The 26,005-nt window shown below is 60.1% G+C and carries 23 protein-coding genes; 7 read left to right on the forward strand and 16 right to left on the reverse strand.

Annotated elements, in window-relative coordinates; genetic code table 11:
- The first annotated feature begins 67 nt into the window (after positions 1-67).
- Both JGZ97_RS08385 and JGZ97_RS08390 read left to right on the forward strand, forming a co-directional pair.
- Positions 68-1,021: a M23 family metallopeptidase gene (locus tag JGZ97_RS08385; RefSeq protein WP_207062168.1), complete on the forward strand. Its 954-nt coding sequence runs from the start codon at positions 68-70 to the stop codon at positions 1,019-1,021.
- A 305-nt stretch (positions 1,022-1,326) separates the two neighbouring features.
- Positions 1,327-1,779, forward strand: a complete 453-nt coding sequence (locus JGZ97_RS08390) for a polymer-forming cytoskeletal protein (protein ID WP_207062169.1) — start codon at positions 1,327-1,329, stop codon at positions 1,777-1,779.
- A 66-nt stretch (positions 1,780-1,845) separates the two neighbouring features.
- Here JGZ97_RS08390 and rraA read toward each other — a convergent pair whose 3' ends face one another.
- The gene (rraA, locus tag JGZ97_RS08395) at positions 1,846-2,337 is read right to left on the reverse strand and encodes a ribonuclease E activity regulator RraA (RefSeq protein WP_207062170.1); all 492 of its coding nucleotides are present in this window, start codon (positions 2,335-2,337) and stop codon (positions 1,846-1,848) included.
- 159 nt (positions 2,338-2,496) lie between these two features.
- Here rraA and JGZ97_RS08400 point away from each other — a divergent pair, with 159 nt between their 5' ends.
- Together JGZ97_RS08400 and JGZ97_RS08405 are read left to right on the forward strand one after the other, a co-directional pair.
- Entirely contained in the window at positions 2,497-5,385 is a 2,889-nt protein-coding gene (locus tag JGZ97_RS08400; protein WP_207062171.1) for an EAL domain-containing protein, read from the forward strand.
- 52 nt (positions 5,386-5,437) lie between these two features.
- Positions 5,438-6,361, forward strand: a complete 924-nt coding sequence (locus tag JGZ97_RS08405; RefSeq protein ID WP_207062172.1) for a TraB/GumN family protein — start codon at positions 5,438-5,440, stop codon at positions 6,359-6,361.
- On the opposite strand, the gene JGZ97_RS08410 is transcribed toward JGZ97_RS08405, so the two are convergent.
- From JGZ97_RS08410 to JGZ97_RS08425, 4 genes are read right to left on the reverse strand one after another with little or no spacing between them, the layout of a single operon-like run.
- A complete protein-coding gene (locus tag JGZ97_RS08410; protein WP_207062173.1) occupies positions 6,300-6,959 on the reverse strand; it encodes an HAD family hydrolase in 660 nt (219 codons plus the stop codon). The genes JGZ97_RS08405 and JGZ97_RS08410 overlap by 62 nt on opposite strands.
- Positions 6,949-7,350: a phnA protein gene (locus tag JGZ97_RS08415; RefSeq protein WP_207062174.1), complete on the reverse strand. Its 402-nt coding sequence runs from the start codon at positions 7,348-7,350 to the stop codon at positions 6,949-6,951. Before JGZ97_RS08415 ends, JGZ97_RS08410 begins: the two co-directional genes overlap by 11 nt.
- A 41-nt stretch (positions 7,351-7,391) precedes the next feature.
- Complete coding sequence (locus JGZ97_RS08420; protein WP_207062175.1) at positions 7,392-8,132, reverse strand: ABC transporter permease; 741 nt, start codon at positions 8,130-8,132, stop codon at positions 7,392-7,394.
- 29 nt (positions 8,133-8,161) lie between these two features.
- The gene (locus JGZ97_RS08425) at positions 8,162-8,842 is read right to left on the reverse strand and encodes a CoA pyrophosphatase (RefSeq protein WP_207062176.1); all 681 of its coding nucleotides are present in this window, start codon (positions 8,840-8,842) and stop codon (positions 8,162-8,164) included.
- 155 nt (positions 8,843-8,997) lie between these two features.
- On the opposite strand from JGZ97_RS08425, the gene JGZ97_RS08430 reads away from it, so the two are divergent.
- Both JGZ97_RS08430 and JGZ97_RS08435 read left to right on the forward strand, forming a co-directional pair.
- Positions 8,998-9,705: a DUF445 domain-containing protein gene (locus tag JGZ97_RS08430; protein WP_207062177.1), complete on the forward strand. Its 708-nt coding sequence runs from the start codon at positions 8,998-9,000 to the stop codon at positions 9,703-9,705.
- Positions 9,706-9,748: 43 nt separating this feature from the next.
- A complete protein-coding gene (locus JGZ97_RS08435; protein ID WP_207062178.1) occupies positions 9,749-10,333 on the forward strand; it encodes a hypothetical protein in 585 nt (194 codons plus the stop codon).
- On the opposite strand, the gene JGZ97_RS08440 is transcribed toward JGZ97_RS08435, so the two are convergent.
- The 10 genes from JGZ97_RS08440 to sdhC all read right to left on the reverse strand — a co-directional run bounded on the left by JGZ97_RS08440 (position 10,330) and on the right by sdhC (position 23,563).
- Positions 10,330-11,991: a diguanylate cyclase gene (locus JGZ97_RS08440; RefSeq protein ID WP_207062179.1), complete on the reverse strand. Its 1,662-nt coding sequence runs from the start codon at positions 11,989-11,991 to the stop codon at positions 10,330-10,332. The genes JGZ97_RS08435 and JGZ97_RS08440 overlap by 4 nt on opposite strands.
- 254 nt (positions 11,992-12,245) lie before the next feature.
- On the reverse strand, positions 12,246-13,118 hold the full coding sequence (gene sucD / locus JGZ97_RS08445) for a succinate--CoA ligase subunit alpha (RefSeq protein WP_207062180.1): 873 nt from the start codon (positions 13,116-13,118) through the stop codon (positions 12,246-12,248).
- A 3-nt stretch (positions 13,119-13,121) separates the two neighbouring features.
- The gene (gene sucC, locus JGZ97_RS08450) at positions 13,122-14,288 is read right to left on the reverse strand and encodes an ADP-forming succinate--CoA ligase subunit beta (protein WP_207062181.1); all 1,167 of its coding nucleotides are present in this window, start codon (positions 14,286-14,288) and stop codon (positions 13,122-13,124) included.
- Between the two features lie 120 nt (positions 14,289-14,408).
- Positions 14,409-15,845: a dihydrolipoyl dehydrogenase gene (gene lpdA / locus JGZ97_RS08455; RefSeq protein ID WP_207062182.1), complete on the reverse strand. Its 1,437-nt coding sequence runs from the start codon at positions 15,843-15,845 to the stop codon at positions 14,409-14,411.
- A gap of 40 nt (positions 15,846-15,885) precedes the next feature.
- Complete coding sequence (gene odhB, locus JGZ97_RS08460; RefSeq protein WP_207062183.1) at positions 15,886-17,088, reverse strand: 2-oxoglutarate dehydrogenase complex dihydrolipoyllysine-residue succinyltransferase; 1,203 nt, start codon at positions 17,086-17,088, stop codon at positions 15,886-15,888.
- A gap of 44 nt (positions 17,089-17,132) precedes the next feature.
- Entirely contained in the window at positions 17,133-19,967 is a 2,835-nt protein-coding gene (locus JGZ97_RS08465; RefSeq protein WP_207062184.1) for a 2-oxoglutarate dehydrogenase E1 component, read from the reverse strand.
- 375 nt (positions 19,968-20,342) lie between these two features.
- The gene (locus tag JGZ97_RS08470; RefSeq protein ID WP_207062185.1) at positions 20,343-21,047 is read right to left on the reverse strand and encodes a succinate dehydrogenase iron-sulfur subunit; all 705 of its coding nucleotides are present in this window, start codon (positions 21,045-21,047) and stop codon (positions 20,343-20,345) included.
- 12 nt (positions 21,048-21,059) lie between these two features.
- On the reverse strand, positions 21,060-22,832 hold the full coding sequence (gene sdhA / locus JGZ97_RS08475) for a succinate dehydrogenase flavoprotein subunit (RefSeq protein WP_207062186.1): 1,773 nt from the start codon (positions 22,830-22,832) through the stop codon (positions 21,060-21,062).
- Between the two features lie 3 nt (positions 22,833-22,835).
- Positions 22,836-23,192: a succinate dehydrogenase, hydrophobic membrane anchor protein gene (sdhD, locus tag JGZ97_RS08480; protein WP_207062187.1), complete on the reverse strand. Its 357-nt coding sequence runs from the start codon at positions 23,190-23,192 to the stop codon at positions 22,836-22,838.
- Positions 23,186-23,563, reverse strand: coding sequence for a succinate dehydrogenase, cytochrome b556 subunit (sdhC, locus tag JGZ97_RS08485; RefSeq protein WP_207062188.1), 378 nt, complete (start codon positions 23,561-23,563; stop codon positions 23,186-23,188). Before sdhC ends, sdhD begins: the two co-directional genes overlap by 7 nt.
- Positions 23,564-23,996: 433 nt before the next feature.
- Here sdhC and gltA point away from each other — a divergent pair, with 433 nt between their 5' ends.
- A complete protein-coding gene (gltA, locus tag JGZ97_RS08490) occupies positions 23,997-25,274 on the forward strand; it encodes a citrate synthase (RefSeq protein WP_207062189.1) in 1,278 nt (425 codons plus the stop codon).
- Between the two features lie 103 nt (positions 25,275-25,377).
- On the opposite strand, the gene nfuA is transcribed toward gltA, so the two are convergent.
- Complete coding sequence (gene nfuA / locus JGZ97_RS08495; protein ID WP_207062266.1) at positions 25,378-25,971, reverse strand: Fe-S biogenesis protein NfuA; 594 nt, start codon at positions 25,969-25,971, stop codon at positions 25,378-25,380.
- Between the last annotated feature and the right edge of the window lie 34 nt (positions 25,972-26,005).

Here is a 26,005-nt window from a genome sequence, read left to right on the forward strand (position 1 = left end):
ACTTTTTACGCCTGGGGTATACTGGAACACCCGATGCAACGGCAACAACCGACAGCCCAAAGCGCCCGTGAAGAACCGCCTGATCCTGACACTGACCACCACCCGCGGCTCCCGCCAGTTCTCACTGGGCAAGGTGGGAAAATACCTGTTTGGTCTCTTTGTGCTGATGAGCCTGGCCAGTTTTTTTATCAGCAATGCGTTGCTGGTCAAGACATCGGAAGAGCTCACCAGTCTCACCCAGGATCACCAGCTCCTGGCCAACCTCTATACCGACGCCGTTGACAGCCGTGAATCGGTCCGTACGGAGCTGGACAAACTCGCCAACACCCTCAACGCGGTCCAGGCTGACCGGGCCAAAGTCACCGACGAGCGTGAGCGCTGGCGCCGCCCCCTCAGGGCCCTGGAGCTCGAACTGGGGCTGGAGCCCTCTACTCAGATGACCCTTGAGCGCGGCCGGGAGCTGCGGCGCATCGCCAACGAACGCCTGTTTATGCTCCGCGGGTTGCCCAATGGCTACCCCATCGAAGGGATCGCCCCGAGCGACCGTTTCGGCATGCGCAAGCACCCGGTGACCGGGGAACGCAAACATCACAACGGCATCGACTTCAGTGCCGACCGGGGCACTCCGGTCTACGCCACCGCTGACGGTGCCGTGGAGTACGCCGGTTACCACAAGTCCAGTGGCTACGGAAACCTGATCATCATCAACCACAACTTCGGTTTCAAAAGCTATTACGGCCACCTCAAAAAGCGCGAAGTCAACAGCGGCAGCCTGGTACGCAAAGGCCAGCTGATCGGCTACAGCGGCAATACCGGACTCTCCACCGGCCCCCACCTGCATTACGAAGTACGCTACCTGTTCAAACCCCTGGACCCCCAACCCTTTCTCGACTGGGGAATGGAAAATTACACTGCGATTTTTGAACAGGTGGAGGGCATCAGTTGGGATTCATTACGCCAGTTCGCCGCCCTCACCCTGCCTACGCCATCGCCCGAAGCGCCCTTGGCCGCGTCCCCATGAGCAGCCCCCTGTGGTGACAAGCGGGGTTCACTTTCCCTGCTATATTTTTGCTTTATAGGGTGATCAACCCGCCGTTTTCCTGGCAAGGCCAGTGAATCGCCCCGGCCGCGGGGATAAGGGATATTTGAAGCGGCCGAACGCACCCACAGCTGTTTTTCAGGGCGCCAATGGCCGGTTGCCGGCTGGCTCATTCTCGCGCTTGATCGTTCCCGGCGCCTTCCTTATCATCCCGGTGCCGCGGCATCAGCAAGGCTCTTGCCAGCGCTCACCGCAGCAGCGTTTTTTACCAGCCGATAGGTCTGCCTATGGGAATTCTCAAAAAGTCCAGAACCCCAAAGCCCCCCCGCAGCGCGGTGACGATCATCGCCCAAGGCAACAAGTTCAGTGGCGAAATGAACATCGTCGGCAAGCTGCACATCGACGGTCTGTTCGAAGGCACCATCGCCTCTCTGGACAGCATTTCCGTTGGTCGCCGAGGCGAGGTCCGCGGCCAGGTGAAAGCCCATGAGATAACGGTCTCGGGGCTTCTCGAGGGGGAAGTACACTGCCAGTGCATCACCATCGAAAACGGTGGGCGCGTCCATGGCGTGGTGCACAGCGAGGAGATGATCGTCGCCCGCAAGGGCAGTTTTCTTGGCGAGCGCCTGCTGCTTAACGAAACGCCCAGCCCGGAGGCGGAGCAAAGCGCCACCCCGGGCAATGAAGAGATCGCCAGGCTGCTCGATGACCTGCCCAGCTTTCGTGACGGCAAGCGCTAGGATGCCTCGGACCGGGGATAGACACGTTTGCTTTGGTGATTCGGCACACCCCCCAGGGACTCGCGTTTATTCGTTTTGCAACGAGAGCGGTTCCGCAGCCACCAGCATCCCGTTGTTATCTGCATACAGATAGTGCCCGGGCTCGAAGGTCACACCCCCAAAGGTAACGGCAACATTCAGATCGCCCAGCCCACGCTTCTCTGTTTTCATGGGATGGGCCGCAAGGGCCTTGACCCCGATATCGGTTTCCCCAAGCGCCTCCACATCCCGCACGCAACCCCAGATCACGATCCCTTCCCAGCCGTTGGCGGCGGCCTTTGCCGCCAGCATATCGCCCAACATGGCGCGGCGCAGGGAGCCCCCTGCATCCACCACCAGCACTTTGCCCGCTCCCGGCTCGCTTACCTGCTCGCGCACCAGTGAGTTATCCTCAAAAGCTTTTATGGTGACGATTTGGCCACCAAATACCCGCCTTGCGCCAAAGCTGGCGAATATCGGCGTCACCACGGCGACTTTATCGGCAAAACGGTCGCATAAATCGGGTAATAGATCCTGCATGCTACGCTCCTCTCGGGGTTCAAAGGGGATGATGCCGCCTGCACCTGGCCCTTGCACTACCACTTTAAGCTAGTCGAAGGAGGCGGGATTACGGTCCTGTAGGCGACGAGAACGGGTGAATCCGTTATGCTTTGTCTAACTCAAAGGGACCCCATTGCAATGCGCAACATACTGATCCTTTTAACGATATTGGCCCTGACAGCGGATGTTCTGATCGAGTGGCAGTTGAGCCGGCAATACCGCAACGAGCAGAAACTGCAGGTTGTCGAGCGTGCCAGCCGCGTGCGCGCTCAGCTGGAGGGCACCCTCAACTCCAACCTCTATCTGGTACAGGGGCTCGCGTCTGCCCTGGCAGTCAACCCACAGATGTCCCAAGAAGCGTTTCGCACGTTTGCCGCGGAGCTCTTCGGCTACGAGAACCAACTGAGAAACGTAGCCGCCGCCCCCGACCTGGTGATCCGCTATGTCTACCCGTTGCAGGGTAATGAAGGCGCCCTCGGGCTGGATTTTCGCCGCACACCAAGCCAGCGGGAGACCGCGCTGCGCGCCAAGGAGACCGGCAAGGTCGTGCTTGCCGGCCCCCTGGAACTGGCCCAGGGCGGGCGTGGCCTGATCGCCCGAATGCCGGTATTCACCACGGGTCCGGAAGGCTCCAAACGGTTCTGGGGGCTGGTCTCCGCGGTGCTGGATCTCGAGCAGCTCTACCCGCACACTGGACTGTGGGATGATGAACTGGCGCTGGCACTGCGGGGACGCGACGGCGACCGCGCGCGGGGGACGGTGTTTTTCGGGGAACCGGCCCTGTTTGCGGACGAGGCCGTACTGCTCGACATCTCTCTCCCGTCCGGCGCCTGGCAACTCGCGGCCAAGCCGAAAGAGGGCTGGAAGACGCTGCCTTCCGAGGTATGGTGGGTCCGGATCACCCTGTTGGCACTGCTGCTCCTGAGCGCCTGGTTGCTTTTGCAACGACACCAGCAGCAACGCGCCCTGCAACTGCGTAACGCCAAGTTTTCCGCCACCTTCAACGAATCGCCACTGGGCATGACCATTGCCCGGCTCCCCTCCACGCAGCTGCTCGAAACCAACGATGCCTTTACCGAACTGACCGGTCACTCCCGCCAGGCCTGCCTGGAGCGTCCTATCCACGAGGCACTGCAGGTCGACAAGCACCAGGACCTGCTGGCCGAAGCCCAACCCACCGGTCATCTCAAAGGCGTCGATTTAAAGGGCCGCAACCTCGCAGGCGAAGAGCGCTACTGGCGCTACTTCGCCTGTCGCTTCGAAACCCCTGAGGGGCCCCAGCTGTTGAGTCTGATTCAGGACATCACCCAGCAGACGCAGCTTCACCAGGAGCTGGAGCTGGCGCAGCAGGTGATCGAGAACACCAGCGACGGCGTAATGATCGCCGACGATCAATCCCGCATACTCAGCGTCAACCAAGCCTTTACTCACATTACCGGTTACAGCCGCGAAGAAGCCATTGGACAAAGCACCCGGCTGTGCAAGTCAGGGCGCCACGAAGAGACGTTTTATGCGGCCATGTGGCAGCAAATCATCTCCAAGGGACACTGGTCCGGAGAGATTTGGAATCGCCGCAAGAGCGGCGAAGTCTTCCCCTGCTGGCTTTCCATCAACCGTATCCGCCAGGCGGACGGCGATACCAGCCATTACATCGCCGTATTCTCCGATATCAGCCAGATCAAGCAGGCGGAAAAAGAGCTCACCCAGCTGGCCTATTATGACCCGCTCACCGCGCTGCCCAACCGCGCCCTGTTCCGGGACCGGCTGGCGCAGGAGATTGCCGCCACACGGCGACAACAGGGGCGCTTTGCACTCTTTTTTATCGATCTTGACCGCTTTAAGGATATCAACGACTCCCTGGGCCACAACCTGGGCGACCAGTTGCTCCACGAGATGGCCTGCCGCCTGGCTCGCCTGGTCCGTGAAACTGACACCGCCGCGCGCCTCGGAGGCGATGAGTTCACCTTGATCATGGCCGAGGTCAACCGCCTGGAAAGCGTCACCCAGATGGCCGAACGCCTGCTTTCAACCCTTGGACACCCCGTTTCGCTGGCAGGGCAGGAAGTACAGGTCGGCGCCAGCATCGGTATTGCGCTGTTCCCGGAGGACGGCGATAACAGCGAAAGTCTGATCCAGCACGCGGACATGGCCATGTACCAGGCAAAAAGCCAGGGGCGCAATAACTTTCAGTTTTACACCCACAGCCTCCAGGAGCAGGTGCTGCAGCGCATGGCGCTTGAGCGTGAACTGCGCTTAGCGATCCAGGAGCAACAATTCTGCCTCTACTATCAGCCACAACTGGACCTCAACAGTGGACAGGTGGTCGGCGCCGAGGCCCTGGTCCGCTGGATCCACCCGCACCGAGGCCTGGTCTCCCCGCTCGACTTTATTCCCCTGGCCGAAGAGAGCGGCCTGATCATCCCCCTCGGGCAGTGGATTCTAGAAGAAGCCTGCCGGCAAATGCGCCAGTGGCATACCGACGGCCTGGAGCATCTGCTGGTGGCGGTGAACCTGTCAGCCCGCCAGTTCAGCAGCCCTGAGTTGTTGGACCAGGTACTGCAGGCGCTGCAAGACAGCGGTCTTCCCCCACAGTCACTGGAGTTGGAATTGACTGAAAGCATGCTGGTCGAAGATTCGAAAGGGGCGGCTGCCACCCTGAATCAGCTCCGCGAGCTGGGCGTCCAGCTCAGCATCGACGACTTCGGCACCGGCTACTCCAGCCTCGCCTACCTCAAGCGCTTCCAGCTGGATCACCTCAAAATCGACCAAGGATTCGTTCGGGACCTGACCGTCGACTCTGAAGATGCCGCCATCGTCAAAGCGATCATTCTGATGAGCCGCGGCCTGGGGCTCAACGTGATCGCCGAAGGCATCGAAACGACACGGCAGAAGGATTTTCTGGTAGCCCAAGGCTGCCCCCGTGGGCAGGGCTACCTGTTCAGCGCGCCGCTGCCCGCCGACGAATTTATCGGCTGGCTAAAGAGATGGCAAAGCGACGGGGCGGGCACCATGAACTATCAGATATAAGGAGTTGCGCGAGCTTTTTGCCGGACCCGCGCGCCTGACCGAGGGGGGCTCCATGCGCCTGACACTATCTCTAAGCCTGCTCATCCTGGCCGTCTGCCTGTTCGGCACGCAGGCAAAAGCGGCCCAGAACGCCCCGCTCCTATGGCGCATCGAGGGGTCCCCCCCGTCCTATCTCTTCGGCTCCATCCACAGCGCTAACCCCACGCTGAACGCGCTGCCACCGGCTGTCGATCGCGCCTTCGGCCAAAGCCACGCCTTCTACGGCGAGCTCAGCCTGGACCCCACCACCCTGATGGAAGCCGGCCGCGCGTTCCAGTTGCCTGAGGGCCAGCGGCTGAGCGAGCGCCTGGCCCCGGCCACTCAGGAGCGCCTCAACCGGGTTCTGGCCCGAATAAGCCCCACCCTCAGCCTCTCGGTGCTGGATCGCCTGCGCCTCTGGGCCCTGACCACGACCCTGGTGGTCTTGGATGAAAAGATTCGCTACGACAACGCGCCGATCATGGATCAGCGACTCTACGAGCGGGCGCTGCAGGCGGGAAAACAGACCGGCGCGCTGGAAACCGTCAGCGAGCAGGCGGGGGTATTCGAGGCGCTGGACTGGGATGAGCAGTTGCAATTGCTGGAGGCGACCCTCGCCTACATAGAACAGGCCCAGGCGCAAGACCGTCCACTCCTTGCCGAAACCTACCGCGTTTACCAAGCAGGAGACCCGGAGGCCTTTCTCGACTTACTGGATGAACAGATGGAGGTGCCCCTGCTGCTCAAGCTCAAGCTGCGACGGCGCCTGATTGACGAGCGCAACCGGCGCATGGCCGAGCGCATCCAGGGGTTGCTGAAAACGGCTCCCCATACCCCTTTCTTTTTTACCATTGGGGCTGCCCATTTTGCCGGTCACCAGGGCGTGCAACGGTTGCTCAGGGAACGCGGTTTCTCGGTCGAGCGGGTAAAGGCTCAAGCGTTCTCAAGATCCGAGTAAGCTCTTTGAAGTGGTTGATCCGCAGGTCAGTCAACTCCGGCCAGTGACGGGCGGGGTCATCCTGAAAATGCACGGTGCCGATGCCGGCCCGCACACCCGCCTCCAGATCGAAGCAGTAATCACCGATGATCAGACACTGCTGCGGGGGCGCCTGCCAGTACGCCAGCAGGCGGTGAATTCCGGCAGGATCCGGCTTGGGGGGCGCGTCATCGCAAGCGAGTATGCAGGCGGGGGCGAACAGGTGATGCACCCCCAGGCGATGCAATGTTATCTCCACTGCTGCCCGGCGATTGCGGGTCAGGATGGCCAGTTCCACTCCCCGTTGTTCTAGCACCTCCAGCAGGGCCAGCACCCCCTCGTTGGCTTCGCTGCGCCGGGCCAGATCCCGTTCGATGGCATCCAATGCCCCTGATAGCGCCTTTCGCCGCGGCGCCGGCTGAGCCTGAATGTACTCCAGAATACCCTCGTCGGAAGGCACGCCCAGTTGCCGGCGAATGGCAACAAAATCATGCACCGGCCGGGTCAGAGTCCCGTCCAGGTCAAAGATCCAGTAGGGACGGGCCAAGAGCGCGGCGGCCGAGAAGGTGTCAGAGCTCAATCTTCTCCGCCCAGCTGGCGACCTCTGGGGGCAGATAGAGTTCATCAAGCAAAGGCGGCACCCAGTCGGCACGATTTTCAAGGTATCGTAGCAGGTACACAGCCAATGCCTGCACCGCCGGAATCGGGGTCCACACCGTACGGGCCAGGCAGTGCCAATGGTCCGGGTCCCGCTTACGTGGCGTCTTTAACTGTTCCAGGCAGGTGTCGCAAACGAAGAGGCAGTGGTCGATGTCCGGTTCCGGGGGAATCGGCGGGACCTCGAACACGACGAGCTTTACCCCGCTCGCTTCACAGAGTTCGCACTTGGCGCCAGAGCGGCGAATCAACTCCTTTCCGAACTGATTCAACCCCTGATGACGCTGCTGGTGATGGTGCAGCCCCTTTGACATGGCCTTCCCCGGTGATTTTCCTCTAGTTTAGCGCAGGGCGATCACTCTCTAGCCTCCGCCGTCGTGCTCCGCCAGCCCAGGTAAGCGGCCCGGCTGAACAGCAGGAACAGGGCCGATGCCCCCCCGGCCGCCCCCAGCATCATCGCCATTACCATGATCTGGTAACGGGCGGCGATCAGAGGGGAGACGCCCGAGAGAATCTGCCCGGTCATCATCCCCGGCAAGGAGACGAGCCCTACCGCGAGCAGCGAGTTGAGCAGGGGAATCAACGAAGCCCTAAAGGCGACGGCCCGCGCCTTGTCGTACGCATGCCCCGCAGCCAGCTCGGCGGCCATGCGTTCGGCTGCCAGACTGACCGTGTTCATGGCATTGGCGAAGATCATACCTGCCAAGGGTACAAGGTAGCGCGGTGAGTACCAGGGCTCCAGCTCCAACACTCCGACCGCGATCACGAAAAGATTGACCCCGCCGGCCAGGCCAATGGCCGCCAACGCCTGGCGGTAGAGCAGGCGGCGCTGGGCCTCAAGGGAGGTCAGGGAAATCCAGCTGGAGGCAAACAGCATCACCGCCAACACCAGGATGATCACCCAGCTGCGATCGGCAGCGAAGATAAAATTCAAGCAGTAACCGATCAGCAGCAGCTGGATCAGCATTCGCCCCAGAGCATACAGCGCCTTGCCAGGCTCCACCTGCCAGCGATAGCAGATGTAGAGCACGGGAAAGACGGGCAGAAACGCCAGCGCGAGGTTGAAAAAACCAATGGTTTCCACATTACCGTTCACCCCGCCACCCCTCTTCGGTTAACCGCTCCCTACTGGTGCCGCAGGCTATGGTGGGAGCGGTCGTTCAAGGGGCCCTCCTTGCAGAGCTGCTGCTTCAGGTTGACCAGCATCCCGGCCGTAGCCCCCCAGATAAAGTACTCCCGGTAAGGGACCGCATAAAAATAGCGTTCGCGGCCCTGAAAATGACGGTGGTGCCGCTCGTAGCGGCTTTCATCAAGCAGGTAGGCGAGAGGCACCTCAAACACCTCGGCCACCTCACCCGGATCGAGCTTTAGCCTGACCGGAGGCTCAATCAGCCCCACCACCGGCGTCACGACAAAGCCGGTACGGGTGATGTAGTCATCCAGCAGCCCCAGCACCCGCACCCGTTCGGGCGCCAGCCCCACTTCCTCCTGGGTCTCACGCAGAGCGGCGGCCACCGGACCACCGTCGTGCGCCTCCAGACGCCCCCCGGGGAAACTGATCTGACCGGGGTGATGCCTGAGATGTTCGGTGCGTCGGGTCAGCAGGACGGTCAGGGCATCGTCGCGGTTGACCACCGGGACCAGCACGGCAGCCGGGAAAAATCCGCGTTTGGAATGCCGTACCGGCTGCATATCCGGATTGAGCTGATGATCGCCGCGATAACATTCGTAGCGCTCCACAGCACCGTCGAAACGACGCGAAGGCCCGGCGCGACGAAAAGACTCCAGCAGCTGCTCCCGATTCATGGCAATACCCTACCCGTTCACCCATCACCTGTCGACGCCTAGCCCTGTCAGTATGGCCCACGCGCTGGATGCCCGGGTCCGACGGACCGGCCCCGTTGCGAGACTTCGGCGCCCCCTGCTATGATCCCGCGCGGCTGCCAGAGAAGGAAAGAACCATGAACAAAAGCCTGCTGACCAACGGAATCGCCTGCCTTGCACTGCTCACCGGCGCTGTATACAACTACCCGGTGCTGCTATCGATCGGGCTGTTCGCGCTCTCCGGTGCCGCCACCAACTGGTTGGCGGTACATATGCTGTTCGAGCGGATGCCCGGGCTTTACGGTTCCGGCGTCATTCCGGCGCGCTTCGAAGACTTCAAGCGCGGCATCAAAACGCTGATGATGGAACAGTTTTTTACCGAGGCCAACATCGAGCGCTTTCTCGCCGCCGACAACGGCAACCAGCCTGACCTTCACCTGGCCCCGGTAATCGACAAGCTCGACTTCTCCCCCACCTTTGACTCGCTGATCGAGGTCATCGAACGCTCCTCCTTCGGCAGCATGCTGAACATGGTCGGCGGCGTCGCCGTCCTCGAGCCCTTACGTGACCCCTTCGTGGCACGGATGAAATCCTCGGTAGAGGCGATGACCCGGGATGAACGTTTCGTGCGGCTGCTCAAATCCGAGCTGGAAAGCCCTGATGCCATGGCAGAGATCGGCGGCAAGATCGAACAAATTGTGGAACAACGCCTGGATGAGCTAACCCCTGAGCTGGTCAAGGAGATCATTCAGCGAATGATCCGAGAGCATCTGGGCTGGCTGGTGGTATGGGGCGGCGTTTTCGGTGGTTTAATCGGCCTGCTGGCGGCCCTGGCCGGCTATTGAGCCGTTAAGTCGTGCCCCTCAACCCAACGTGGAATATCACCCTATGAATGATCTCTTGCCTGTTGGCGGCAACACCCGACGTTACCTGAATATCGCGGCCCTGCTGATGATCGCCGCCGGCACCGTGACGCTGCTGCTTCAAAACCAGGAGTCACCCGCCCCTGGTCAAGCTGCCCCAAAAGCTCAGGCGCACCCCGGGGAACCGGCACTGTTCCGGGTTGGTGAGCAGACCTACGGATTCGCCGCGCTGCCCGCAGAATTTCAGGAGCCCATCTACCAGATTCAAAAAATGGCCCATGAGCAGCAGATGCTGGTACTGGAGCAGGCGCTGCTGGACGCCTATATTCGCCAGCAGATGAAGACAGAAGGGGCGGATCGCGAAGCGGTGCTGAGCACCCTGTTTCCCGACGCTGTTCCCACCGAGGACGCCATCCGTCGGTTCTACCTTGAGAACCGGCGCGCCGACACGCCCCCGCTGGCCAAGATCGAGGACCAGATCAAAACCCATCTGACCGCCCAAAACCGCGAAACCATGAAGCAGGCGCTGCTCGGACAGCTGTTGGTAAAGGGTGAAGCGGCAATGCTGCTCGAAGCCCCCCGGCCGCCGCGTACCCAGAAGGCCGATTAGGCGCTGTCGTCTACGACCCGGACTCGGTTGCGCCCGGCGTGTTTGGCCTGGTAGAGGGCCTGGTCGGCCGCTTCAATCACCTCCTCAGGGGTGATTAGCTCACCCGGCTGGATCACCTTCAACCCGATCGAGGCAGTGACCACATCGGCGATACGGCTTCCATGGTGGGCAATGGCAGCGTTCTCCAGCACCAAACGGAATTGCTCGACCTGCCCCACCAGCGGGGTCTGGCCGGGGTCAGTAATCAACACCGCGAACTCCTCTCCGCCGATACGAAACACGAAATCCCCCGCCCGTCGGAATTGCTGGCTCAAGATTTCGGCCACTCTGACCAACGCCCTGTCCCCCCCCCGGTGACCGTAGAGGTCGTTATAGGCTTTGAAGAAGTCCACGTCGATCATGGCAAAACCAACCCGTTCCCCGCCTCGGGCCGCTCGTGCCAGCTCGTTGGCGAACACCTGCTCCAGGTAGCGCCTGTTGAGTAGCCCGGTCAACGGGTCGGTCACCGAAAGCTCAGAGAGCTTTTTCATCCGGGCTTCGTTATAGTCCAGGGCCTGGTTATAGGTTTCGGCCAGAAAATGCAGCTCCGGCATCTGCTGCCAGCGTCCCGAGTCCACCGGCAGACGATTGCGAATGGCGCCGACGATGCTCTGCAGGGGCATCACCAACCGGTAACGTACCAGCACAATAAGCGCCGCCATGAACAGTATCGCCAAGCCCAGCAAGGTGGCGTAAAAACGGACAAAATGGCTCTCGAATGCCGCGCTCCGGCGGCTATCGAAGGTGATCTTGCCGAGAAAATTCAGCGGCAGCCCGCTATCCAGGGTCAACCCCAGGAGGCGAGTATAGATATGGGTGAGCGGCTGGCCCCCGGGAGCCTCGTCGTCTATTCGCGTCAGCCCCCCTGCCCTTGCCGCTTGGCGAAAGCGCCGGTAATCAACTTCCTGGCGCTGGCTCAGATGCCTGTCCACGACCAGCCTGACAGCCCCCCCCACGGCTGAAGCTTGATCAAGCCGGACCAGGCGCTTGCCCCCGCTATCCAGAAACAGCGCCACCTCCACGTCAGGGTGTAGCTTCGCCATGTCGATTAAAGACTCAAAGTAATGGTTGACCTGCGGATCCGTGAACACCACGCCGAGGTATCCCCCGCCGAGCAGCGTTGAATAGGTGGTCAACTGAAACTGGTCCGTGGCCGGGTTGCGGCTGGGGGCGCTCAGAAACACCTGGCCCCTCTCTTCTGCCAGCGCCAGAATTCGGCGGACGTCGGCAAAGGCTGGTGCCTTGAAGTCCAGCCCGAGATCGGGTCCAAAGGTACTCCCTTCGACCAGCAGTTCCTCACTGATCAGCCGAAGGTCCACCTCGAACCCAGCTTGTTGACTGAGTCCCGCCTTGAGTTCATCAAGGGTGGCAGCGTCCTTCCCAAGGGCCTCAAGTGCCGCGGTATGATACTGACGATAAAGCCCGGCGCGCTCGCGTATCAGACTATCGAGTAGCAGGTAGGTATTGCTGAGTTCACCCGAAATAACGCGGTGTAGCTGGGCCTGCCGACGGGAATGGTCAACCCTAAGCTCGTCGATGGCCTGGCCCAAAATCAGATAGGTGGCCAAGCCGAACGTCAGCACCAGCAAAATGAAAAACGTGAGGATCCGACGAGCCATACAACCGAGTTACCCGGTGGCCTCCTTCCCTGTCAGAAATAAGCCTCTGCGAGCGAACGCGTTCCTTGAGGCATTAACCTTGATTCTAGTACGCTTTTTTGCGTTGCACCAGAAGAAAACGAAGCGGCGAAGACACGCCCATCACGCTGTCCCGCCGTGCAATCAGACGGACACTTGGGGCGGGCCGACCTCTTGCGGCGGGCAAAAAAAAGAGCGGCAACGCCGCTCTTTTTCCTTACCGAAAGATCGACGGCTTACCAGCCGGTAACTTCCTTCAGCGCATCACCGATCTGAGCCAGAGAGCGCACGGTCTTAACACCCGCGTCTTCCAGGGCGGCAAACTTCTCGTCCGCGGTGCCCTTGCCACCGGAGATGATGGCGCCGGCGTGGCCCATCCGCTTACCGGCAGGCGCGGTAACACCCGCGATGTAAGAAACCACCGGCTTGGTGACGTTGGCCTTGATGTAGGCCGCGGCTTCTTCCTCAGCCGTACCGCCGATCTCACCAATCATCACGATGGCCTCGGTCTGAGGATCCTTCTCGAACATCTCCAGGATATCGATGAAGTTAGAACCGGGGATGGGGTCGCCGCCGATACCGACACAGGTGGACTGACCGAAGCCTGCGTCAGTGGTCTGCTTGACCGCCTCGTAAGTGAGCGTACCGGAGCGGGAGACGATGCCCACCTTGCCGGGCAGGTGAATGTGACCGGGCATGATGCCGATCTTGCACTCGCCGGGGGTGATGACGCCGGGGCAGTTGGGGCCGATCAGGCGCACGCCCAGCTCATCGCACTTGACCTTGCACTGGAGCATGTCCAGGGTCGGAATGCCTTCAGTGATACAGACAATCAGCTTGATGCCGGCATTGGCCGCTTCCAGGATGGAATCCTTACAGAAAGCCGCGGGTACGTAGATAACGGACGCTTCAGCGCCGGTGGCCTCGACCGCCTCGGCAACGGTGTTGAAGACCGGCAGGCCCAGGTGCTCCTGACCGCCCTTGCCGGGGGTCACGCCGCCGACCATCTTGGTGCCGTAGGCAATCGCCTGCTCGGAGTGGAAGGTGCCCTGTCCGCCGGTGAAGCCCTGGCAGATCACCTTGGTGTCTTTGTTGATCAGAATGCTCATTGCTTATTTACCCTCCGCTGCTTTAACCGCTTGCTGAGCCGCGTCAGTCAGGCTGGTAGCGGCGATGATATCCAGGCCGGAATCGGCCAGTACCTGGGCACCCAGCTCGGCGTTGTTACCTTCCAGGCGCACCACGACGGGCACTTCAACGCCCACTTCTTTAACAGCAGCGATAATCCCTTCGGCGATCAGATCGCAGCGGACAATACCGCCGAAGATGTTAACCAGAACCGCCTTGACAGCATCGTCAGACAGGATGATTTTGAACGCCTCGGCCACGCGCTCCTTGGTGGCGCCGCCGCCCACGTCCAGGAAGTTGGCGGGGAAGCCGCCGTGCAGCTTGACGATGTCCATGGTACCCATGGCCAGGCCCGCGCCGTTGACCATGCAGCCGATGGTGCCGTCCAGGGCCACGTAGTTCAGTTCCCACTTGGCGGCGTGGGCTTCACGCTCGTCGTCCTGGGACGGATCGTGCATTTCCTGCAGATCCTTGTGACGGTAAGTGGCGTTAGAGTCGATGACCACCTTGGCGTCCAGGCAGTGCAGGTTGCCGGCGTCGGTGACAACCAGGGGGTTGATCTCCAGCAGCGCCAGATCCTTCTCTTCGAACATGGTCGCCAGACCCAGGAAGATCTTGACGAACTGCTTGATCTGGTCGCCCTTGAGGCCCAGTTTGAAGGCCAGCTCGCGGCCCTGGTAAGGCTGAGGGCCTACCAGCGGATCGATGGTAGCCTTGAGGATCTTCTCGGGGGTCTCCTCAGCAACCTTCTCGATCTCAACACCGCCCTCAGTAGAGGCCATGAATACGATACGGCGGGTAGAACGGTCAACCACCGCACCCAGGTACAGTTCCTGATCGATATCGGTGCAGGTCTCTACCAGAATCTTGCTGACCGGCTGGCCGTTTTCGTCGGTCTGGTAGGTCACCAGACGCTCGCCAAGCCACTTCTCGGCGAATGCCTTGGCTTCGTCAGGGGTATCAACCAGCTTGACACCGCCGGCCTTACCACGGCCACCGGCGTGGACCTGGGCCTTAACAACCCACTTATCGCCGCCGATGCGCTTGCACGCTTCGGCTGCTTCTTTGGGAGTTTCAACGGCCTCCCCCTTGGATACCGGCAAACCGTACTGGGCAAACAGCTGTTTTCCCTGATACTCGTGAAGATTCATGCTATTGATCCGTTGTGTTTTCAGTCATTGAAAGTCTGTGGCCGACCCGTGCAGCCACCGATGTGAGCACCTTTACAGATACTCGTCGGCCGCCCGGGGGCGGCCGAAACTTGATACCGTTTAGCGCTTTTTGCGATTGGCCACGTGAATGGCGTGGTTGTCGCAGGCCAGTGCCGCTTCGTGAATCGCCTCGGACACCGTGGGGTGGGCGAACACAGTCAGCTGCAGATCTTCGGTGCTGGAGCCGAACTCCATGGCGATCACCGCCTGGGCGATGAGTTCACCGGCCTGGCCGCCGACGATGTGGCAACCCAGGATACGGTCGGTCTCTTCGTCCGCGATGATCTTGACGAAACCCTCAGTGTCGTGAGACGCCATGGCACGCCCGGAGGCTGCGAAGGGGAACTTACCGACCTTGATCTTGACACCCTCGGCCTTGAGCTCCTGCTCAGTCTTTCCGACCCAGGCCAGCTCAGGGTGGGTGTAGATGATGCCGGGAATGCAGTCGTAGTTCATCTGTGCCTTGTGACCGTGGATGATGTCGGCCACCATGATGCCCTCTTCGGACGCCTTGTGGGCCAGCATCGGGCCTCGCACCACGTCACCGATGGCGTAGACGCCAGGTACGCTGGTGCGGCACTGTCCGTCCACGGAGATGAAACCGCGCTCGTCCAGCTGGACGCCACAGTCACCGGCCAGCAGCCCTTCGGTGTAGGGACGACGACCGACGGCGACGATCAGCTTGTCGACCACGATCTCCTGCTCACCCTTGGCGTCGGTGTACTTGACCGTAACTTCCTGGCCCTTCACCTCGGTGCCGGTTACCCGGGCGCCCAGGCGAATGTCCAGGCCCTGCTTCTTAAGGGTCTTCTGGGCGTCCTTGGCCAGGTCCTTGTCACAGAACGGCAGGAACTCTTCCATCGCTTCCAGAACCGTCACTTCGGAGCCTAGGCGAGCCCAGACAGAGCCCATTTCCAGGCCGATGACGCCGGCACCGATGACGCCCAGGCGCTTGGGTGTTTCGGTGATTTCCAGGGCACCCTCGTTGTCCAGGATCAGCCCTTCGGTCAGGGGCGCCGGGGGAATGTTCACCGGCACGGAGCCTGCGGCGATGATCACGTTCTCGGCATCAACAACCTCGGTGCCGCCGTCTTTCTTGCTGACTTCGACCTGCTTGTTGGCCAGCACCTTGCCGGTACCTTCCAGCAAGGTTACGCCGTTGGCCTTGAACAGCCCGGCGATGCCGCCGGTGAGGTTTTTAACGATCTGGTCCTTGCGTTTGATCATGGCCGGCACGTCCATGGAAACATCACCGGTGTGGATGCCGTGCGCCTTGAACTCGCTGTGGGCCATGTGGAACTTGTGAGTGCTGTCGAGCAGCGCCTTGGAGGGAATACAGCCCACGTTCAAACAGGTCCCGCCCAAAACGGTCTGGTTCTGGTCGTTAACCCATTTCTCGACGCAAGCGGTGTTCAGGCCCAGCTGGGCGGCACGGATCGCCGCCACATACCCGCCGGGGCCCGCACCGATTACGACAACATCAAATTTTTGAGACATGTCCGAAGTTTCCTATCAATAACCTTGTGGGTTTGTATCGTTAGACATCCAGCAGCATACGTGCCGGATCTTCAAGCAGATCCTTGATGGTGACGAGGAACTGTACGGCATCCTTGCCGTCGATCATACGGTGATCGTAAGAAAGGGCCAGGTACATCATCGGCAGAATTTCCACCTGTCCGTTAACCGCCATGGGGCGCTCCTGGATCTTGTGCATACCCAGGATCGCGGTCTGCGGCGGGTTCAGAATCGGCGTCGACATCAGAGAACCAAAGACACCGCCGTTGGTGATGGTGAAGGTGCCGCCCTGCATGTCTTCAATGCCCAGCTTGCCATCACGGCCGCGCTTACCGAAATCGGCAATAGCCGCTTCGACATCGGCCAGCCCCATGCCGTCGGTGTCACGCAGCACGGGCACCATCAGGCCACGCTCGGTAGAAACGGCGACGCCGATGTCCTGGTAGCCATGGTAGACGATGTCGTTACCGTCGATGGAGGCATTGACCGCGGGGAAGCGCTTGAGGGCCTCGGTGGCGGCTTTGACGAAGAAGGACATGAAGCCCAGGCGGGTGCCGTTGTGGGTCTTCTCAAAAAGGTCCTTGTACTGCTTGCGCAGTTCCATCACCGGCTTCATGTTGACCTCGTTGTAGGTGGTCAGCATGGCCGCATTCTGTTGCGCTTCCACCAGCCGCTTAGCGATGGTGGCCCGCAGGCGGGTCATGGGCACCCGCTTCTCAACCCGCTCGCCAGCGGCGATCGCAACGGGCGCCGGGGCGGGGGCCGGCGCAGCAGCGGGGGCTGCCGGCTTGTTCTTCAGGTAGTTAACCACGTCTTCCTTGGTCACGCGGCCACCTTTGCCGGTGCCGGGTACCTGGGAGGCGTCCAGGTTATTCTCTTCCAGCAGTTTACGGGCGGCGGGACCGACGCCGGCCTCGCCTGCGTCTTCCGCCTCGGCGGCCGGCGCGGTAGCCGCGGCGGCGTCACCGTTGTTTGCGGCCGGGGCAGCGCCCGCCTCAAACCGCGCGATCACCTCATCGCTGAGCACGGTGTCCCCCTCGCCCTTGATGATTTCGGCGATAGAACCGTCGGCGGGGGCTACCACCTCGAGAACCACCTTGTCGGTCTCGATATCGACGATCAGCTCATCGCGGGAAACCGCTTCTCCGGGCTGCTTGTGCCAGGTTGCCACGGTACCGTCGGCAACGGACTCAGGGAAAGTTGGTGCTTTGATTTCGATTGACATGTCACTTCCTTCTTTATCGTAGTCAGGTGGTAGCCACCAACCTGTTAAGCGTAGATCGCGTCGTGAACCAGTTTTTCCTGCTCTTCCACATGCTGGGACATATAGCCCGAGGCCGGTGCTGCCGAAGCGGCGCGGGCCGAAACCTCAAGGTTCAGCTGCGGGAACAGCCCCTGCAGAACGTGGCGCATGTGATGCTGGCTGCAGTACCAAGCGCCCTGGTTAAGGGGCTCTTCCTGGCACCAGATGACTTTCTCGGTGTTCTTGTAGGGCTCAAGCGCCTGGGCCAGGTCGTTTTCCGGGAACGGATAGAGCTGTTCGATACGGACGATGGCCACATCCTCAACACCGTCGGCTGCGCGTTTGTTATAAAGGTCGTAGTAGACCTTGCCGCTACAGAGCACCACCCGCTTGACCTTGTCCGCATCCAGCGCGTCCACCTCGGGAATCACCGGCTGGAAGTGACCGCTAGTCAACTCATCCAGGGTGGAGATTGCCTGCTTATGACGCAGCAGACTCTTGGGCGACATCACGATCAGGGGCTTGCGCAGCGGACGGATCACCTGACGGCGCAGCATATGGAACACCTGGGCCGGGGTGGTGGGCACGCAGACCTGGATGTTGTGCTCGGCGCACAGCTGCAGGTAGCGCTCCAGGCGCGCCGAGCTGTGCTCGGGCCCCTGCCCCTCGTAGCCGTGGGGCAGCAGCATGGTCAGCCCACACAGGCGGGCCCACTTGTGCTCGCCGGAGGTAATGAACTGGTCAATCACCACCTGGGCGCCGTTGGCGAAATCACCAAACTGGGCTTCCCAGATTACCAGCGCGTTGGGCATGGTAGTCGCGTAACCGTATTCAAAGGCCAGCACCGCCTCCTCGGAGAGGAAGGAGTCGTAAATGGTCATCCGCGGCTGGTCCGCCCCCAGATTCTGCAACGGCACGTAGGTGCTGGCATCTTTCTGATTGTGCAGCACCGCGTGACGGTGGGAGAAGGTACCCCGCCCGACATCCTGGCCGGTCAGGCGTACCGGGTGTCCCTCGGCCAGCAGCGTGGCGTAGGCCATGGTTTCGGCGAACCCCCAGTTAATGGCCATCGCGCCCGCACCCATTTTCTTGCGGTCTTCAATGATCTTGGCGACCTGGCGCTGCACAACGAAACCCTCGGGTACGTTAACCAGTTTGCCAGATAGTTCTTTGATCAGCTCGGGGTCAACCTGGGTATCGCAATGATGCTCCCAGTCATGACCGATATAAGGCGTCCAGTCGACGAAGAGCTTTTCGTTAGGCTCGGTCACCAGGGATTTGGCGACGTGGCGACCATCCTCCAGTGAGCGGCGGTAATCCGCTTCCAGCGCCTTGCTTTCATCTTCGGACACCACGCCTTCGGCGATGAGCTTCTCGGCGTACAGGGTACGGGTGCTCTTCTGGGTCTTGATCTTCTTGTACATCAGCGGCTGGGTCCCGGAGGGTTCATCCGCTTCGTTATGCCCGCGACGCCGGTAGCAGACCAGGTCAATGACTACGTCTTTTTTGAACTCGTTACGGTAGTCCAGTGCCACCTGGGTGACGAAGGCCACCGCCTCGGGATCGTCACCGTTGACGTGGAAAATCGGCGCCTGGACCATCTTGGCGACGTCGGTGCAGTACTCGGTGGAGCGGCTGTCTTCACGCTTGTTGGTGGTAAAGCCGACCTGATTGTTGATCACCACGTGAACCGTGCCGCCGGTCTTGTAGGCACGGGTCTGGGACATCTGCAGGGTTTCCATCACTACGCCCTGGCCGGCGAAGGCCTGGTCGCCATGAATGGTGATGGGCAGCACCAGATCACCGTCAGGGTCTTCACGACGATCCTGGCGTGCCCGCACGGAGCCTTCTACCACCGGAGATGCGATCTCCAGGTGGGACGGGTTGAAGGCCAGCGCAATGTGCACCTCGCCGCCTGGCGTGGTGACATTGGACGAGAAGCCCTGGTGGTACTTCACGTCGCCTGAGGTATCCAGCAGGCGCTTGCCTTCGAACTCTTCAAACAGATCCCGGGGGTTCTTGCCGAAGGTGTTGACCAGTACGTTGAGGCGGCCCCGGTGCGCCATGCCAATGACGACTTCCTTGGCGCCGGCTTTACCCGCCCGCTGGATCAGTTCATCCATGCAGGGAATCAGGCTCTCGCCACCTTCAAGGCCAAAACGCTTGGCGCCGGCAAAGCGGGAGCCCAGGTACTTTTCGAGTCCCTCGGCCGCGGTCAGTCGCTCGAGGATATGGCGCCGGTAATCCGGCTCGAACTGGGGGTGGCACCGTACCGGCTCCAGACGCTGCTGAATCCAGCGCTTCTCCTGCGTGTCGACGATATGCATGAATTCAGCGCCGACGGTGGTGCAATAGGTGCGGTTCAGGTCATCCAGGATGTCTTTGAGCGGCGCTTCTTCCGGGCCGAAAAACAACGAACCCAGCTGGAAGGTGGTGTCCAGGTCTGCCGCCGATAGCTCATGAAAATGGAGATCCAGATCCGGCACCTGCTGTCGCTCCATCAGCCCCAGCGGGTCGATCTGGGCGTGCTGGTGCCCCCGAACACGGTAGGCGTTGATCATGCGCAGAACACGAACCTGCTTCTTTTCGTGCTCGGAGCTGACACTGGCGACAGGCGCGGCATGAGCACCGCGATGCTGATTTTTGGAGAGGTAGAGGAAGTGCTCGCGGATGGTGGAGTGAGGAACGTCCTGAGTCACGGTCTCCTGCACCCGGGGGAGCTTTTCGAACTCTTCGCGCCAGCCCTGAGGCACGGAGTTGGGATCTCGCAGGAAACTCTCGTAAAGTTCTTCGACGTAGGAGAGGTTTCCACCACCCAGGTGGGAGCTCTTCCACATCAGCTCCATGATGCCTTCTTGCATTCTAGATGACCCTGTACATAGGGGACGTGCTGCCGTTAGCTGGACAACCTTGTTTTCACCGACTGACGAAGCGAAAGACCGGGCTTAAGCCAGGCTACTCGGGGAACGCCGCCCCCTTTATATGATTTTCAGTTGTTATCCAGGACCCTTATCGAAAGGCCCCTGGTAGCGTCCGGCGCCAAGTGTACAGCACTTAGCGGCGTGTAAATATAATGCTTTCTACTTACAAACTAAAGCCTTGATCAGGTTTCCGGGGTTACCGAGCCCAGGACCAAAGCCGTAAAAAAACACCGCCCCCAACCGCCCCTCCCGGAGGGAGCTCAAGGGCAAAAAAAATGGTGCGCAAAGCGCACCATTTTTTAATGGCTTAGCGGATCAGGTTGCCTGTTGCAGCAGCATATTCCGGATTTTACCGATTGCCTTGGTGGGGTTAAGGCCCTTGGGGCACACATCCACGCAGTTCATGATGCCATGGCAGCGGAAAACGCTGAACGGATCATCCAGGCCAGCCAGACGCTCACGGGTTGCGGTATCCCGGCTGTCAGCCAGGAACCGGTAGGCCTGCAGCAGACCGGAGGGCCCGATAAACTTGTCCGGGTTCCACCAGAAGGAGGGACAGGAGGTTGAACAGCAGGCACACAGAATACACTCGTAGAGCCCGTCCAGCTCTTCCCGCTCTTCGGGCGACTGCAACCGCTCGATGGCCGGCGGCGGCGTATCGTTGATCAGGTAGGGCTTGATCTTCTCGTACTGCTCGTAGAACTGACTCATATCCACGACCAGGTCGCGAATAACCGGCAGCCCAGGAAGCGGACGCAGCACCAGCTTGTCGTCCTTCACCACCGCCGACAGCGGCGTGATGCACGCCAGACCGTTCTTACCGTTGATATTCATGCCATCGGAGCCACAGACCCCCTCACGACAGGAACGGCGGTAGCCCAGCGTCGGGTCCTTGTCCTTGAGCAGCTGGAGCAGATCCAGCACCATGATGTCTTTTCCACCCGGGATATCGATCTGGATATCCTGCATGTAAGGCGCATCATCAACCTCGGGATTGTAACGATATACACTTACCAGCATGTCATATCCCCCTTAGTAGGTACGCGCCTTGGGCGCAAAGGCTTCAACGGTCTTGGGCGCAAAGTTAACATCACGCTTGCCAACCCGCTTCTCACCGGGGAAGAACAGCGAGTGTTTCAGCCAGTTCTCGTCGTCGCGCTCGGTAAAGTCGTTACGGGCGTGAGCACCACGACTCTCCTTACGCTCCTCAGCCGCAATAGCAGTCGCTTCAGCCACTTCCATCAGGTTCTCAAGCTCCAGCGCCTCGATTCGCGCAGTGTTGAAGGCCTGGCTCTTGTCCTCCAGGTGGGTATTGGCGACACGCTCACGAATTTCCTTGAGCATTTTCAGACCCTTCTGCATGGACTCGCCTTCGCGGAACACCCCGAAGTAAAGCTGCATGGTCTTCTGAAGCTCGCCGCGAACCTCGGCCACACTCTCGCCACCGGTGCTGTTGTTGAGGCGATCCAAACGGGCCATCGCCGCATCGATATCGGACTCGGAGGCGTCCATGGCGGAGTAGCCTTCCTTCAGCGTCTTCTCGATCTGCATACCGGCAGAGCGACCAAAGACCACCAAATCCAGCAGCGAGTTGCCGCCCAGACGGTTAGCACCGTGCACGGACACACAGGCCACCTCACCGCAGGCATAGAGACCTTCGATCTCTTTATCGTTGCCATCGGCATCGACGGTCAGCGCCTGACCGCCCACGTTGGTAGGAATACCGCCCATCATGTAGTGGCAGGTGGGCACCACGGGGATCGGCTCTTTCACCGGGTCCACATGGGCAAAGGTCTTGGACAGCTCGCAGATACCGGGCAGACGGCTGTGCAGCACTTCTTCACCCAGGTGGTCGAGCTTCAGGAACACGTGATCACCATCGGGACCACAACCGCGGCCGTCGAGGATCTCCAGTACCATGGAGCGAGCCACCACGTCGCGGCCGGCCAGGTCTTTGGCGTTGGGGGCGTAACGCTCCATGAAGCGCTCGCCGTCCTTGTTGATCAGGTAGCCACCCTCACCACGACAACCCTCGGTCACCAGCACGCCGGCGCCGGCGATGCCGGTGGGGTGGAACTGCCACATTTCCATATCCTGGGCTGGGAAGCCGGCGCGCAGCGCCATGCCAACACCGTCGCCGGTGTTGATCAGGGCATTGGTGGTGGACTGGTAGATGCGCCCGGAACCACCGGTCGCGAAGACAGTGGCAGCAGCCTTGATGTAAACGGTTTCGCCGGTCTCGATGCAGATGGCGATACAACCCACCACAGCACCCGCCTGGTTCTTCACCAGGTCCACCGCGTACCACTCGTTCAGGAAGGTAGTGCCAGCCTTCAGGTTAGCCTGGTAAAGCGTATGCAGCAGCGCGTGGCCGGTACGGTCGGCAGCGGCACAAGTGCGCGCAGCCTGACCGCCCTCGCCAAAATTCTTGGACTGACCACCAAAGGGACGCTGGTAGATGCGCCCGGACTCGGTGCGTGAGAACGGCAGCCCCATGTGATCCAGTTCGAAAACAGCCTGGGGACCAACGCTGCACATGTATTCAATCGCGTCCTGGTCACCAATATAGTCCGACCCCTTGACGGTGTCGTACATGTGCCAGCGCCAGTCATCATTGGGATCAGCGCTGGCGATGGCACAAGTGATTCCGCCCTGGGCGGAAACCGTGTGCGAACGAGTCGGAAAAACCTTTGTTACACAGGCGGTTTTCAAGCCTGACTGAGCCAACTGGAGGGCGGCGCGCATGCCGGCGCCGCCACCGCCGATTACGATGGCATCAAAGCTAAGCGTACGTAGGTTAGACATCACTTATAATCCCCAAAGAACCTGAACACCCCACACCAGGAAAGCAAACATCGCTGTTCCACAGATCACCTGGAACAGGAAGCGAGGCCCTGTGGGTTTGATGTAGTCAGTGGAGACACTCCACAGCCCGATCCATGCATGAGCCCCGACGGAAAGCAAGGCCAGCAGGGAGAACACGCGCACCCAGGTCTGATCGAACAGCGCCCGCCACTGAAGGTAATCCATGTCGGGATTGAAAAACACGTAGCCGAGGATAAACAGCGTATAAACCAGCAACACGACCGCGGTTGCCCGCTGAATCATCCAGTCATAGAGGCCGCTGCGGCCGAAACTCGTAATCGTAGTGACGTTAGTTACCATACCCAAACCCCCGAAAGAATAACGGCTGCGACACCCGCGCCCAGGGTCACCTTGGCAGCCAGGGTTCCACTCTCCAGCTCTTCGCAGTAGCCGCAATCCATGATCAGATGCTTAACACCGGCGAACAGGTGGTACAAAAGGCAGGACACAAGCCCCCAGGTAATCAGCTTGGCAAAGAAGCTGTTTTCGAACATATCGACAACAGCATCAAAACCCTGCTGAGACTCCAGCGACAGGTCGAAAGCGAACAGCATAAATGCGATCCCGACAAACAGGATCACACCGGTAACGCGGTGCAAAATCGACGATATTGCCGGCAAGGGCTGCTTGATGGTACGTAGGTCTAAATTTACAGGTCTAATTTTATTCACGGCTCTAATTCACACTCTATTGGCCCTGGCTTCAGGGTTGATTAGAAGGACGTGCTGACAGGGAAGCCCGGCTGGTCAGAGTGCGGCAAAACACGCCTACCGGCCTGAACTTAGCGGGACGAGTATACGCATATGCCCTCTGGAAAACAAACGCCCTCCCCCTTCTCCAAAGGTCTAACCCCTTGACCGACAGACACTCCAAACAAACCCAGCCTACAACCAAAAGGGCATTTTTAGCCCCGCACTTTGATGCTAAAAAGCACCATGTTGCGATGCGAAAAAAGCGACTTTTGGTTTAATTGACTTTGAGTTTTTTGACTCTATAGTGGGTACGACTTTGAATCCGAGCCCCTTCGCCCGCCCTTATTTTCGCGGCGGATGCGCTCCCCTGCAGGGTTTAAAAACTACAAATAACGAGATGATAGGAGCCGCTATGGCTGACAAAAAAGCATACCTGAAGGTCGACGGTATCGAGGAGACCATTGAACTGCCCGTGCTGCATGGCACCGAGGGTCCTGACGTCGTCGATGTGCGCGCCCTGGTCAGCAACGGACTGTTTACCTACGATCCCGGTTTTATGTCCACCGCCGCCTGTGACTCAGCCATTACTTATATCGATGGCGGCAACGGCGTACTGCTGCACGGTGGCTACCCGATCGAACAGCTGGCTAATAAGTCAGACTACATGGAAGTATGCTACCTGCTGCTGAACGGCGAGCTGCCCAACGCCGAACAGAAAGAAAAGTTCGTCAACACCGTCAAGAACCACACCATGGTTCACGAGCAGTTGAGCCACTTCTTCAACGGTTTCCGTCGTGACGCTCACCCCATGGCCATCATGTGCGGCGTAGTAGGCGCGCTTTCTGCGTTTTACCACGACTCCCTGGACATCAACGATGCCCACCACCGGGAAGTTTGCGCGTTCCGCCTGATCGCCAAGATCCCGACCATCGCGGCCATGTGTTACAAGTATTCTCTGGGTCAGCCCTTCATGTTCCCGCGTAACGAGCTGTCTTATGCAGAAAACTTCCTGTACATGATGTTCGGCACGCCCTGTGAAGAGTACAAGCCCAACCCCGTACTGGCTCGGGCAATGGATAAGATCTTTATCCTCCACGCCGACCACGAGCAGAATGCATCGACGTCAACCGTGCGTCTGGCGGGTTCCTCCGGTGCCAACCCCTTCGCCTGTATCGCCTCCGGCATCGCCGCGCTTTGGGGACCGGCCCACGGCGGAGCCAACGAAGCGGTACTGAACATGCTCGAGGAGATCGGCGACGCCGAGAACATCCCCGAGTTCGTCGCCAAGGCCAAAGATCCCAACGATCCGTTCCGTCTGATGGGCTTCGGTCACCGGGTTTACCGCAACTTCGACCCCCGCGCCAAAGTGATGAAAATCTCCTGCGACGAGGTACTCAAGGAGCTGGGACTGGAGAACGATCCGCTGCTGAAGATCGCCAAGGAACTCGAGCGCATCGCCCTCGAGGACGAATACTTCGTCGAGCGCAAGCTCTACCCGAACGTCGACTTCTACTCCGGCATCATTCTCAAGGCGATCGGTATTCCCACCAACATGTTTACCGTGATCTTCGCCCTGTCCCGGACCATTGGCTGGATCTCTCACTGGAACGAGTTCCACTCCAGCCCCAACAAAATCGGTCGCCCGCGTCAGCTGTACACGGGTCCGAACCAGCGCGACTACCCGGGCTGATCCCACACCCGCAAAGAAAAAGCTGCCCTCGGGCAGCTTTTTTTATCTCTGTATTTTGTCGCGATACTCACCAAGAAGCTGAGCACAGCCCCCTGGCGACGGGCTACTTGTAATAGGCGTTCTCAGTAACCGAGTGATCGGTGACATCCCGCACCGCCACCAAACCGGGTATTTTGGCCACCAGGGTGCTTTCCACCCCGTCCTTGAGCGTCATATCCACCGCGCTGCACCCCTGGCAACCGCCGCCGAAGCGCAGCACCGCCACCTCGCCCTGCTCCTCTGAGAGCACCTCAATCAAGGAAACCTCACCGCCGTGAGCTGCCAGCCCCGGGTTGATCTCGCTGTACAGGACGTAGTTGATCTGGTCCTCGATCGGACTGTCAGGACTGACCTTGGGGACCTTGGCGTTGGGGGCTTTGATGGTCAGCTGGCCGCCCATGCGATCCGCTGCGTAGTCGACCAGCGCTTCTTCCAGGTACTTGAGACTGTTGGGCTCCAGGTAGACACGAAACTTGGGCAGCTCCATCACCTCGTCCTGCTCGTTCACCTCCTCCGGCCGGCAGTAAGCCAGACAGGTTTCGGCATAGGGCGTGCCGGGCTGGGTGACAAACATCCGTACCCCGATTCCCACGACCTCCTGCTTGGCCAGCAACTCGGCAAGGTAGTCCTGGGCGCTTTCGGTAATGGTAATGTCCAAATTTTGCATAGCTGACTTGTAACCCATTGGTTTG

Origin of the sequence: Motiliproteus sp. SC1-56, from assembly GCF_017309075.1 — a bacterium.
In the GTDB taxonomy this organism is placed as follows: domain Bacteria; phylum Pseudomonadota; class Gammaproteobacteria; order Pseudomonadales; family Balneatricaceae; genus Motiliproteus.

Excerpts from the sequence above, each read along its gene's own strand:
- JGZ97_RS08390 (WP_207062169.1), top strand. The coding sequence starts at position 1,327 with ATGGGAATTCTCAAAAAGTCCAGAACCCCAAAGCCCCCCCGCAGCGCG.
- rraA (WP_207062170.1), bottom strand. The coding sequence starts at position 2,337 with ATGCAGGATCTATTACCCGATTTATGCGACCGTTTTGCCGATAAAGTC.
- JGZ97_RS08400 (WP_207062171.1), top strand. The coding sequence starts at position 2,497 with ATGCGCAACATACTGATCCTTTTAACGATATTGGCCCTGACAGCGGAT.
- JGZ97_RS08405 (WP_207062172.1), top strand. The coding sequence starts at position 5,438 with ATGCGCCTGACACTATCTCTAAGCCTGCTCATCCTGGCCGTCTGCCTG.
- JGZ97_RS08415 (WP_207062174.1), bottom strand. The coding sequence starts at position 7,350 with ATGTCAAAGGGGCTGCACCATCACCAGCAGCGTCATCAGGGGTTGAAT.
- JGZ97_RS08425 (WP_207062176.1), bottom strand. The coding sequence starts at position 8,842 with ATGAATCGGGAGCAGCTGCTGGAGTCTTTTCGTCGCGCCGGGCCTTCG.
- JGZ97_RS08430 (WP_207062177.1), top strand. The coding sequence starts at position 8,998 with ATGAACAAAAGCCTGCTGACCAACGGAATCGCCTGCCTTGCACTGCTC.
- JGZ97_RS08435 (WP_207062178.1), top strand. The coding sequence starts at position 9,749 with ATGAATGATCTCTTGCCTGTTGGCGGCAACACCCGACGTTACCTGAAT.
- JGZ97_RS08440 (WP_207062179.1), bottom strand. The coding sequence starts at position 11,991 with ATGGCTCGTCGGATCCTCACGTTTTTCATTTTGCTGGTGCTGACGTTC.
- sucD (WP_207062180.1), bottom strand. The coding sequence starts at position 13,118 with ATGAGCATTCTGATCAACAAAGACACCAAGGTGATCTGCCAGGGCTTC.
- sucC (WP_207062181.1), bottom strand. The coding sequence starts at position 14,288 with ATGAATCTTCACGAGTATCAGGGAAAACAGCTGTTTGCCCAGTACGGT.
- lpdA (WP_207062182.1), bottom strand. The coding sequence starts at position 15,845 with ATGTCTCAAAAATTTGATGTTGTCGTAATCGGTGCGGGCCCCGGCGGG.
- odhB (WP_207062183.1), bottom strand. The coding sequence starts at position 17,088 with ATGTCAATCGAAATCAAAGCACCAACTTTCCCTGAGTCCGTTGCCGAC.
- JGZ97_RS08465 (WP_207062184.1), bottom strand. The coding sequence starts at position 19,967 with ATGCAAGAAGGCATCATGGAGCTGATGTGGAAGAGCTCCCACCTGGGT.
- JGZ97_RS08470 (WP_207062185.1), bottom strand. The coding sequence starts at position 21,047 with ATGCTGGTAAGTGTATATCGTTACAATCCCGAGGTTGATGATGCGCCT.
- sdhA (WP_207062186.1), bottom strand. The coding sequence starts at position 22,832 with ATGTCTAACCTACGTACGCTTAGCTTTGATGCCATCGTAATCGGCGGT.
- sdhD (WP_207062187.1), bottom strand. The coding sequence starts at position 23,192 with ATGGTAACTAACGTCACTACGATTACGAGTTTCGGCCGCAGCGGCCTC.
- gltA (WP_207062189.1), top strand. The coding sequence starts at position 23,997 with ATGGCTGACAAAAAAGCATACCTGAAGGTCGACGGTATCGAGGAGACC.